We start from the raw sequence: 10,834 nt of genomic DNA, 5'->3' as shown, positions 1-10,834 counted from the left end.
GTGAGCGGAAAAGGCAGGTGGACGATCCTCAAAACAAAAAACCGGCCACGAGGACCGGTTTTTTGCAAAGATGATTTCAGAAAAGCTTATGCGCTTTCCTTCGGCGTCAGAACCTGACGGCCGCGATACATACCGGTCTTCAGATCGATATGGTGCGGACGGCGCAGTTCGCCGGAGTTCTTGTCTTCAACGTAGGTCGCAGACTTGAGACCGTCAGCCGAGCGGCGCATACCGCGCTTGGACGGGCTTGTTTTTCTTTTTGGTACAGCCATTTTTGTTACTCCACTTAAGCGGCGAAACAACGGAACCGGCCAGAACCAAAGGCCGAATGTCGGATGTCTCGATATCGGAAATTTGGCGCGCTTATACATGCCCAAACGGGCTTTGACCAGCCCTGACGCACATTTTTTCCGATTCAACGGAATGAGCGTGGCAAGCCACCCTCAGGCATCACAAATCACGCCTCACGTCTTATCGAAAACGATACGCTCCTTGAAGTGGTTCATGTCCTTAAATTCACAGAAAGCTGGCGGCCGCATCTCTATGACCGGTACGGCGGCGCGCAGCTTTTCCAGTTCCTCGTCGAGCATCGCCTGCCAGCGCGGCAGGCACTCCGGCTCGAACCAGCGGATGATGTAGGACAGGGTGATGTGAAATTCGTAAGTGTCATGATCAGGATGTCGGTAGCCGAAGAAATCGGCGAATGTATCCCGCCAGAGAGCCACGATCCGATCGTCCTCGGCGGTTGCGCCCTTCATCACCAGTCCCACGGGGCGCAGGCCCGTAACCTGCATGTTGAAGGCCGGCAAAGCTGGAAAGGCGGAAAGACGGTCGCGATAGTAGTCCGTCATCGCATCCACCGACGCATCGAGCGGCATTTCGCTCGGCCAATAGGGAAGTGTGCGTCGCAAATCGTTGACACCCTGGAATACCGTCATGTGCAGGCTGGAAATGGGGGTGAAGGCGAGCTGCGGCGCCTCGGCCATATCTAGAAAACACTGGCGGGTCGCAATGATCGCCTTTTCAGTCTGCGATCCCTCGACAAGATGGCAGACGACCGTGTTGCCCGAGTCGGGTAGAAACTCGCCAGCCGCGTTGAAGCGGCTGCCGAGATGGCGCGGCGGCTGATCGTGGTTGGCGGCGGAAATATAGTCGAGATCTTTCGAGACGCGCGGGGCGTGCATGGGAAACTCCTTGTGAGACGTTTCCCCTAGTCCCCACACGCGACAAAGCAATGACATCCGCCGGTCATTGAGCGATCAGTGCGCCTCATCCCAATTGTCAGCCGCACGTGCATCCACCTTGAGCGGCACCTTCATGGAAATCGCCGGCATGGCCGCGTTTTCCATCACGGAGACGACGACCGGCAGGGTCTTTTCGATTTCCGCTTCCTCGACTTCGAAGATGAGTTCGTCGTGCACCTGCAAAAGCATGCGGGCGGAAAGTTTTTCTGCCTCCAGCGCAGGCTCGATACGGACCATGGCGCGGCGGATGATATCGGCGGCGGAGCCCTGGATCGGCGCGTTGATCGCCGCGCGCTCGTTGAAGGCTTTTACCGAAGGGTTGGAAGAGCGAATTTCCGGATAATGCGCGCGGCGGCCGAAAATCGTTTCGACATAGCCGTTTTCACGGGCGAAGGCTTTGGTCGCTTCCATGTAATCGCGAATGCCGGGAAAACGCTCGAAATATTTCTTGATATAGTCGCCGGCTTCAGAGCGGGCGATGCCGAGCTGATTGGCGAGGCCAAAGGCGGAAATGCCGTAGATGATGCCGAAGTTGATGGCCTTGGCGCGGCGGCGGACTTCCGATGGCATGCCCTCGACAGGCACGCCGAACATTTCCGACGCGGTCATCGCATGAATGTCGATGCCGTTTTCGAAGGCGTTGCGCAGCTGCGGAATATCGGCGACATGGGCCAGCACGCGCAGCTCGATCTGGCTGTAATCGGCCGACAGAAGCTTATGTCCTGGCGTGGTGATGAAGGCCGTGCGGATCTTGCGCCCTTCCGCCGTGCGAACCGGGATATTCTGAAGGTTCGGCTCCGAGGAAGACAGGCGTCCGGTGGTGGTGGAGGCGAGCGCATAGGACGTATGCACCCGTTTCGTCTCGGGATGGATATATCCGGGCAGCGCATCCGTATAGGTCGATTTCAGCTTCGTCAGCTGCCGCCAGTCGACGATCTTGCGCGGCAGTTCGATACCTTCCGCCGCAAGATCTTCGAGAACCTGCGCCGATGTCGACCATTGGCCGGTCTTGGTCTTGGAACCGCCCGGCAGCCCCATCTTGCCAAACAGAATATCGCCGAGCTGCTTTGGCGATCCGATGTTGAAACGCTCGCCTGCCAGCTCGTAAATTTCCTCTTCGAAGGACGCGGCCTTCTGGGCGAGTTCGCCGGAAAGACGCGAGAGAATCTGCCGGTCGACGGTGATGCCGCGCTCTTCCATGTGCGCCAGAACCGGCACAAGGGGGCGCTCCAGCCGCTCATAAACCTTGGTCAGTCGTTCCGAGACAAGCCTCGGCTTCAGCGCCATCCAGAGCCGCAGGGTCACATCGGCATCTTCCGCAGCATAAGCGGTTGCCTTGTCGATATCGACAAAATCGAAGGTGACGCTCGACTTGCCCGATCCCGCCACGTCCTTATAGGCGATCGGCGTGTGGCCGAGCCAGCGTTCGGACAGCGAATCCATGCCATGCGTGGCCTTGCCGGCCTCGAGGACATAAGAAATCAGCATCGTGTCGTCGAAGCTCTGCATGACGACGCCGTGGCGTTTCATCAGCAGATAGTCATATTTCAGGTTCTGCGCGACCTTCAGAACGGCTTCGTCCTCGAGCAGGTCCTTCAGGCGCTCCAGCGCTTCGGCAAAAGGCACCTGCCCCTCCGCCATTCTGATGCCGTCGCTGAAGAGATCGCCGCCCGAACCGGTCTTGTGCGTCAAAGGAACGTAAGCGGCGCGGATATCGGTGCCCGTGGCGTCCTTGCCGTTATCGGCAATGGCCAGAGAAAAACCGACAAGCTCCGCCTGCATCGGGTCGAGCGAGGTCGTCTCCGTATCGAAGGCGACGACGCCCGTCTCCCGGGCCGCCGCGATCCAGCGGTCGAGCGTCGCAAGGTCCCTGATCGTCAGATAGGCGGTCGTATCGATCTTGGCGGCGGAAAAAAGCGTCTGTCGCGCTGTGGCGAGATCGGCGGGCGCGCTGCCCTCCCCCGTTACTTTCCTTGCCGGAGCGGCAGGCGAAGCCGAAGCGCCAGCGGCGTTAGTGGCCACTTCGCCAACCTTAACGGCGGCGGCCGGCGCATCGAGATCGGGACCATGGGCATCGGCACCCCATTGTACCGGCACATTGGCAGGGTCGATGGCGGAAGCGTCGGTTTCGGTCGCCTCGGCAACCCGGCGTGTCAACGTCGTGAATTCCATTGCCTTCAGGAAGGCGATCAGTTTTGGGCCGTTCTGCGATTCGAGCACCAGCGCTTCGAGAGACTGATCCAGCGGCACATCGGTTCTGAGCGCCACGAGCTGTCTGGAAAGGCGGGCAAGCTCCGCATTGGCGATGATATTTTCCCGGCGCTTCTGCTGCTTTATTTCGCCCGCTCGCGCCAGCAGCGTATCGAGATCGCCATATTCCTCCAGCAATTGCGCCGCCGTCTTCGGCCCGATGCCGGGAATGCCCGGAACATTATCGGTGGAATCGCCGGTCATCGCCTGCAGGTCGATCATCTTTTCGGGGCCTACGCCCCACTTTTCGACAACGTCCGGAATGCCGATCTGCTTGTCCTTCATGGCGTCGTACATGTGTACATTGGCCGTAACGAGCTGCATCAGATCCTTGTCGGAGGAGATGATCGTAACATCGGCGCCGATCGCCTCGGCCTGCCGGGCATAGGTGGCGATGATATCGTCCGCCTCGAAGCCTTCCGTCTCGATGCAAGGAAGGTTGAAGGCGCGCGTCGCCTCACGGATCAGGCCGAATTGCGGCACCAGATCTTCCGGCGGCGCGGTGCGGTTGGCCTTGTAGAGATCATAAAGTTCGTTGCGGAAAGTCTTCGACGAATAGTCGAAAATCACCGCAAAATGGGTCGGCGTCACCCCGACATCGGTATTGCGCGCATCCTTCAGCAGCTTCCACAACATGTTGCAGAAACCGGAGACGGCGTTGACCGGCAGCCCGTCCGACTTGCGGTTCAGCGGCGGGATTGCATGGAAGGCCCGGAAAATGAAACCGGAACCGTCAACGAGGAAGAGATGATCGCCTTTTTTCATGGGTAGCATGGATAGCGCGGGGCCGTTTTGACGTCTACCGAAACTTCGCACAACGCACCGTAAAGAGCGGGGAATGAAGCGGTAGCACAGGCCTGCAAAATTCACCTGAACGTTACCGATTTGTAATCCGCCCTTCCCTTGAAAAGCCGCATTTGCAGACACATTTCATAAGGGACGGCGCCTGATCACGCCGTAGTCTGATAGCTGGCTCGTCCCCCGCCGCGTCAGACCGGACAAAGGCCTTTCCCCCTCTCCGGGCCTTTGTCCTCCAATATGACCGCCATGGCCGACCCCTCCCGGCCATGGCGGTTTTATTTTATGCGCCGTTTCGGGCTGGCTTAAACATATCATGCGATATATATCGCGCTATCGAATTGCCGGGCTGAGCCGGCCGTGATGCTTTATGGGCGGAAAAATGGGTTTTTCCCGGGACGAATCGGCAATCTATCTCGCTTCGAAAATGGCGCGGGAATTCACCATGGCGCTGCAGAAAAGAGCCGCCGCCCTGGGTTTCTCGCCCGGACAATTCCCCATCCTCATCGAACTCTGGCACGAGGACGGCCTGACCCAGAGACAATTGCTCGATAGAATCGATGTCGAACAGGCGACGCTCGCCAATACGCTCTCGCGCATGGAACGCGACGGGCTGATTGTCCGCAAATCCCATCCAAGCGACCGCCGTGCCCAGATCATCGAGCTGACCCAGCGCGGCAGGGATCTGGAAGCCAACGCCATTGCCGCCTCCGAAGCCACCGAAGACGCGCTGCTCAAGGAGTTCCGGCGTTTCGAGAGGCAGCTTCTGCTGGAATATATGCGCCGGGCGATCGAAAGCGCCAAAAAAACGAAATAGCAATTACAGCCCGAAACCGCTTCGCACTTTCCCTGAACTGCTCTATCGTTCCGGCGGCCGCACGTTTGCCGATTCACGACGCGCCGGCCCCCTTGTTTCCCGCGATGCGCGATGCCCGGATGTTTCGTCTTATCGCCGGGTCACGACAGACATGACAGGATCAGCGATGACAGACGTTTCCCCCATTCTTTCCACCGCCGACGACAATCTCACCTCCAGCCTTGAGCGACTGTTCGAACTCGTACGTATTCCGTCGATTTCGACGGACCCCGCTTACAAGGCGGAATGCCGCAAGGCGGCGGAATGGCTGGTCAGAACGCTTTCGGCGCTCGGCTTTACGGCCTCCGTGCGCGATACCGCCGGCCACCCCATGGTCGTGGCGTGTCACGATGCGGCCACCAAGGACGCGCCGCATGTGCTTTTCTACGGCCATTATGACGTACAGCCGGTCGATCCGCTCGAGCTCTGGGAAAACGATCCGTTCGAACCCGCCGTCAAGGATATCGGCGCCGGCCGACAGGTGATTACCGGACGCGGAACGGCGGACGACAAGGGCCAGCTGATGACCTTCGTGGAGGCCTGCCGGGCGTACAAGGCTGTCAATGGCGGCCTGCCGGTGCGCGTCACCATTCTTTTTGAAGGCGAAGAAGAATCCGGCTCGCCGTCGCTGAAGCCTTTCCTCGAAGCCAATGCGGAAGAACTGAAGGCCGATTATGCGCTGGTCTGCGATACCGGCATGTGGGACCGGGATACGCCCGCCATTGCCGCAGCCCTTCGCGGCCTGGTCGGCGAGGAAGTCGTCATCACGGCAGCCGACCGCGATCTGCATTCCGGTCTGTTCGGTGGGGCGGCGGCAAACCCCATCCACATCCTCACCGATATTCTCGCCGGCCTACACGACGAGACCGGCCGGGTGACGCTTGCAGACTTTTATGACGGCGTGGAAGAAACCCCGGCCAACATCAAGGCCTCCTGGGAAACGCTGGGCCGCACGGCCGAAGCCTTCCTCGGCGAAGTCGGCCTTTCGGTTCCCTCGGGTGAAAAGGGTCGCTCCGTGCTGGAGCAGACCTGGGCGCGGCCGACCGCGGAAGTCAATGGCATTATCGGCGGCTATACCGGCGATGGTTTCAAGACCGTGATCGCTGCCAAGGCCTCTGCCAAGGTGTCTTTCCGCCTTGTCGGCGAGCAGGACCCTGCGGCCATTCGCGAAAGTTTCCGAGCCTATGTGCGCTCGAAGATTCCCGCTGACTGCTCCGTAGAGTTCCACGAACATGGCGGCTCACCCGCCATCCAGCTGTCTTACGACTCGCCCGTGCTGACCAAAGCCAAAAATGCGCTTTCGGAAGAGTGGCCGAAACCAGCCGTCGTCATCGGCATGGGTGGCTCGATCCCTATCGTCGGCGATTTCCAGAAGATGCTGGGAATGGATTCGCTGCTCGTCGGCTTCGGACTTACCGATGACCGTATTCATTCGCCGAATGAAAAATACGACCTGCAGTCCTTCCACAAGGGCATCCGCTCCTGGGTCCGCATTCTCGACGCGCTCGCGGCGAAATAATCCAGAAAAAGGAGGAGGCGCCGAACATTCGGCACCTCCTCGGCACATAAAACAAAAAGGCCGGGCAAGCCCGACCTTTCCATCCGTTTTCCGTCAATGCCAGTACATCCGTGGTCAAAGCGTTTAAACGGCCTGATGCTCCAGAGCGCGTCAAAGATATCGACGCTGCTTTCCGGCTCAGGATCGGCTGCTTTGGTTAATCTTTGGTTAACACAACAGCAGCGGCACTTTTAAAAGCGCCATTCCCGGCAGTTCCGGTCCGGAGCACTGTTGAACCCTATATTGGTATGTGACCCGGCTTTTTCAAGGGCAACCGGTCCAGCCCCTTCCAGCAAAAGAAAAAGGCCGGAAAAATCCGGCCTTTCCATTCATACGAATGACCCTTTCGGGCCAAAGCGCTTATCAGGCAGCAACGAGGTTGCCTGCGGACATCTTGCCCGAGCGGCGATCCTGCATCAGCTCGTAGGAGAGCTTCTGGCCGTCGTTGAGGGCGGTCAGACCAGCGCGCTCAACAGCGGAGATGTGAACGAATACGTCCTGCGAACCGTCGTCAGGCTGAATGAAGCCGTAGCCCTTGGTTGCGTTGAACCACTTTACTGTACCAGTCGCCATAACGATTTCCTTCCGTTGGCAATTGTATTTGCACTGCGAGCAGTGCGGACTTGGGTCGAATTTGAAGGAAAAGATCGTCGTGAGCGTCTAAAAAGACGCCGAAGCTCTGGTCGTCAAACAAATATCGATGGCGAAGTACCTAGGTTGGAAGGGGCTGAAAGTCAAGTTTCTTTGAACACGACCATCTGGTCAGGGTTCAGCGGGGAGCCAGACAACAGGAACGCCAAAAAGCAAAAACCCGGCGCGGGAGGAGGTGCGCCGGGTTCTTGAAACTGACTGACAATTGGGAGGAGGAGTATTGTCAGTCCAATCGGGCGACGCTGGGAGGAGGAGTGCGTCGCTTCGATGATTTGAAGATACAGGATCGCCGCTTAAAAAACAGACGTTTCATCGCAGCGCAGCATTGCGCAAAATGCATAGCTGTTTCGAGGTGACTTGAAGCTTCTCCGCGTAACGCCTAATAAATACGCATGTCTATCGAATCCGTCAGAGCCTTTTTCACCGAAAAGTCGCCCGAGGTTGCCGTGATCGAAACGGAAACCAGTTCGGCGACGGTTGCGCTGGCCGCCGAAGCGCATGGCGTCGACCCCGACCAGATTGCGAAAACCATTTGCCTGAAGGCGGGTGAAACCATTCTTCTCGTCGTCGCCGCCGGCACGAAGCGGCTCGACAACCGCAAATTCCGCGATCATTTCGGCGCAAAGCCGCGCATGCTCGGACCGGAAGAGGTGGTTGCGGTGACTAGCCATCCCATCGGCGGCGTGTGCCCTTTCGGCCTGCCCTCCCCGCTTCCGGTGTTTTGCGACATATCGCTGAAAAACTATCATGAGGTGGTTCCCGCGGCCGGCGCCACCAATGCGGCGGTGAAGATTTCGCCGGAGGTGATGGCCGAATTGACGGATGCGGAATGGGTCGACGTCTGCCAATGACGCCGATTTGATCCGGCCAGGACTTAACCCCGCCTTAAATCGCCGCATTTAAACTCTTCATCCTGGATTAAGGATCGCGCAGGCATAGAAGCCTGAAAACCCGAACGGGATGCGCGCGGTTTCGCGAATAGGAGCGACTTCGGCTGGATGGCAGGCAAGGGTAAATCACGCGAACGGGTAGAACCCTCCTTCGGGGATTTCCACGAATCCGGTGATGACCTGCGCCTCGACGCCAGCGAGCGCATCAGCGGAACCACAAAGCAGCAAGCCAGAAAACCGAAGCCGACATCCGACCGCACCAAATCCAGGAAAAAAGAAAAGCGCACCCGCAGTTCCGGCCGCGGCGCGACGGGCTTCATTCGCTCCCTCGTCTATTGGTGCATCGTACTTGGCATCTGGGGCGGCATCGGTGTTGCCGGTCTCGTTCTCTATTACGGCGCGCGCATGCCCAGCGCCAGCAGCTGGTCCATTCCCGAACGCCCGCCGAATGTGAAGATCGTTTCGGTGAATGGCAGCGTGCTGGCCAATCGCGGCACCACCGGCGGCGAGGCGCTCGCGCTGGAAGATATGTCGCCCTATATTCCGCAGGCCGTCATGGCGATTGAGGACCGGCGGTTTTATTCGCATTTCGGGGTCGATCCGCTCGGTCTCGGACGCGCCATCGTCACGAATGTGCTGACGGGACGAACCGTGCAGGGCGGCTCGACGCTGACGCAGCAGCTCGCGAAAAACCTGTTCCTCTCGCCGGATCGCACGCTGGAACGCAAGGTTCAGGAAGTGCTGCTGTCCTTCTGGCTGGAGCATAAGTTCACCAAGGACCAGATTCTCGCGATGTATCTCAATCGCGTCTATTTCGGCTCCAACGCCTATGGCGTCGAGGCGGCCTCGCGGCGCTACTTCAACAAATCCGCGCGCGACGTCAATCTGGGCGAGGCGGCCATGCTGGCCGGGCTTCTTAAAGCGCCCTCGCGCCTTTCGCCGGCGCGCGACCCGCAGGCGGCGGAAGAGCGGGCGCAGGTCGTGCTGCAATCCATGCGCGATGTCGGCTTCATCACCGACGATGAAATCAAGACCGCCATGTCGCAGCCGCCGACCAAGGCGAAACGGTTCTGGTCTGGCGCCGAACATTACGCCGCCGATATGGTGCTGGAGGAAGTGCGCAACCTCGTCGGCGAGGTCAAGCAGGACATCGTCGTCGACACGACCATCGATCCCAATCTCGAGCGTGACGCCGAAAAGGCGCTGACCCACGTGCTGCAGGGTGACGGCAAGAAGCAGGGCGCTTCGCAGGCGGCGCTGGTTTCCATCGATGGCACGGGCGCGATCCGGGCCGTGGTGGGCGGGGCGGATTATGCCGAAAGCCAGTTCAATCGCGCCGCCAAGGCAAAACGGCAACCCGGCTCCGCATTCAAGCCCTTCGTTTACGTCGCCGCGCTCGAATCCGGGCTCACTCCCTATACCGTTCGTAACGACGCGCCCGTTCGTATCGGCAACTGGACCCCGGAAAATTACGAGAAGAAATATCGAGGCGAAGTGACGCTCGCCACCGCGCTCGCCAATTCGCTGAACACCATTGCCGCGCAGCTGGTGATGGAAGTGGGTCCGGATCGTGTGACCCAGGTGGCGCATCGCATGGGCATCGAATCCGAGCTGCAGAACAATGCCTCCATCGCGCTCGGCACCTCGGAAGTGTCGCTGATGGAGCTGACGGCCTCCTACGCCCCCTTCATGAATGGCGGCTACAAGGCGACGCCGCATATCGTCAAACGCATCACCGATGCGGATGGCAAGGTGCTTTACGAAAACAAATACGACAACCCGCCGCGCGTCCTGAGCGAAGAGATCGCCGCGACCATGAACAGCATGCTGTCGCGCGTTATCACCGAAGGCACCGGCAAGGCGGCACGGCTGCAGGGCTGGCAGGCGGCAGGAAAATCCGGCACGACGCAATCGTTCCGCGACGCCCTTTTTGTCGGCTACACAAGCAACCTGACCACCGGCGTGTGGTTCGGCAATGACGACGGCACATCGATGAAGAAGGTCACCGGCGGCGGACTTCCCGCAAAGGCCTGGAAAGATTTCATGACCGCCGCCCATTCCGGCCTTTCGCCTTCACCGCTCTTCGGGCTTGGCGCAGGCGGCGTGCCGCCGCTTGGGGAAATGCAGCAGCCGGCGCCGGAAAGCGCGCCATCCTCCATCGGCGATATCATTTCCAATGCGCTCGGCGGCGGAACGACGGATAATCGTGCCTATCCCGAAGCCCCCGTTGCGCCGAATCCGAATCAGCCCGGTGTGCCGATGCCGCCGGCAAATATCCCTTCCCGCGATATCGAACCCGGCTATTCAGCCGGCAACGGGCCTGTGCCACCCGCCGATATCGGCGGTCAGGCGCCATCCGGACCGAAGCAGACGACCCTGCTCGATATTCTGATGGGAAACTGACGGCTTAGGATGGCCGAAAGGCGCTTGTCTCAGGGCCGATGGCGATTTCGCCAGCGCTGCACGAAAATTCCCGATTTTGCAGGTTTTGGTTCCATGGGACCGGCCGTCTCCGCAGCCACGAGCGGAGAGGATGCCGACCCTGCAACATCCGCGTGCAGTCTCATTAACCGTAGATTGCCATTTG

8 protein-coding genes are annotated in these 10,834 nt (G+C 59.4%); 4 read left to right on the top strand and 4 right to left on the bottom strand.

What is annotated here, in order from left to right; all coding sequences use genetic code 11:
- Positions 1-86: 86 nt before the first annotated feature.
- From rpmF to polA, 3 genes are all read right to left on the bottom strand, one after another.
- Complete coding sequence (rpmF, locus tag EM858_RS10385) at positions 87-272, bottom strand: 50S ribosomal protein L32 (protein ID WP_003507205.1); 186 nt, start codon at positions 270-272, stop codon at positions 87-89.
- 192 nt (positions 273-464) lie between these two features.
- Complete coding sequence (locus EM858_RS10380; protein ID WP_127756651.1) at positions 465-1,184, bottom strand: DUF1868 domain-containing protein; 720 nt, start codon at positions 1,182-1,184, stop codon at positions 465-467.
- Between the two features lie 75 nt (positions 1,185-1,259).
- Positions 1,260-4,259, bottom strand: coding sequence for a DNA polymerase I (gene polA / locus EM858_RS10375; protein ID WP_127756813.1), 3,000 nt, complete (start codon positions 4,257-4,259; stop codon positions 1,260-1,262).
- 415 nt (positions 4,260-4,674) lie between these two features.
- On the opposite strand from polA, the gene EM858_RS10370 reads away from it, so the two are divergent.
- Both EM858_RS10370 and EM858_RS10365 read left to right on the top strand, forming a co-directional pair.
- Entirely contained in the window at positions 4,675-5,109 is a 435-nt protein-coding gene (locus tag EM858_RS10370) for a MarR family transcriptional regulator (protein ID WP_003524324.1), read from the top strand.
- A 166-nt stretch (positions 5,110-5,275) separates the two neighbouring features.
- On the top strand, positions 5,276-6,667 hold the full coding sequence (locus EM858_RS10365; protein WP_127756650.1) for a dipeptidase: 1,392 nt from the start codon (positions 5,276-5,278) through the stop codon (positions 6,665-6,667).
- A 402-nt stretch (positions 6,668-7,069) separates the two neighbouring features.
- Here EM858_RS10365 and EM858_RS10360 read toward each other — a convergent pair whose 3' ends face one another.
- The gene (locus tag EM858_RS10360; RefSeq protein ID WP_003492998.1) at positions 7,070-7,279 is read right to left on the bottom strand and encodes a cold shock domain-containing protein; all 210 of its coding nucleotides are present in this window, start codon (positions 7,277-7,279) and stop codon (positions 7,070-7,072) included.
- A 470-nt stretch (positions 7,280-7,749) separates the two neighbouring features.
- Here EM858_RS10360 and EM858_RS10350 point away from each other — a divergent pair, with 470 nt between their 5' ends.
- Both EM858_RS10350 and EM858_RS10345 read left to right on the top strand, forming a co-directional pair.
- A complete protein-coding gene (locus tag EM858_RS10350; RefSeq protein ID WP_127756648.1) occupies positions 7,750-8,208 on the top strand; it encodes a YbaK/EbsC family protein in 459 nt (152 codons plus the stop codon).
- A 147-nt stretch (positions 8,209-8,355) separates the two neighbouring features.
- On the top strand, positions 8,356-10,650 hold the full coding sequence (locus tag EM858_RS10345; RefSeq protein ID WP_080818425.1) for a transglycosylase domain-containing protein: 2,295 nt from the start codon (positions 8,356-8,358) through the stop codon (positions 10,648-10,650).
- The last annotated feature ends 184 nt before the right edge of the window (positions 10,651-10,834 follow it).

The sequence above is a fragment of the Agrobacterium sp. CNPSo 2736 genome (genome assembly GCF_004005385.1).
Lineage (GTDB): Bacteria > Pseudomonadota > Alphaproteobacteria > Rhizobiales > Rhizobiaceae > Agrobacterium > Agrobacterium leguminum.
The sequence above is the reverse complement of the archived record's forward strand: the minus strand, read 5'-3'. Positions and strand labels throughout refer to the sequence as shown.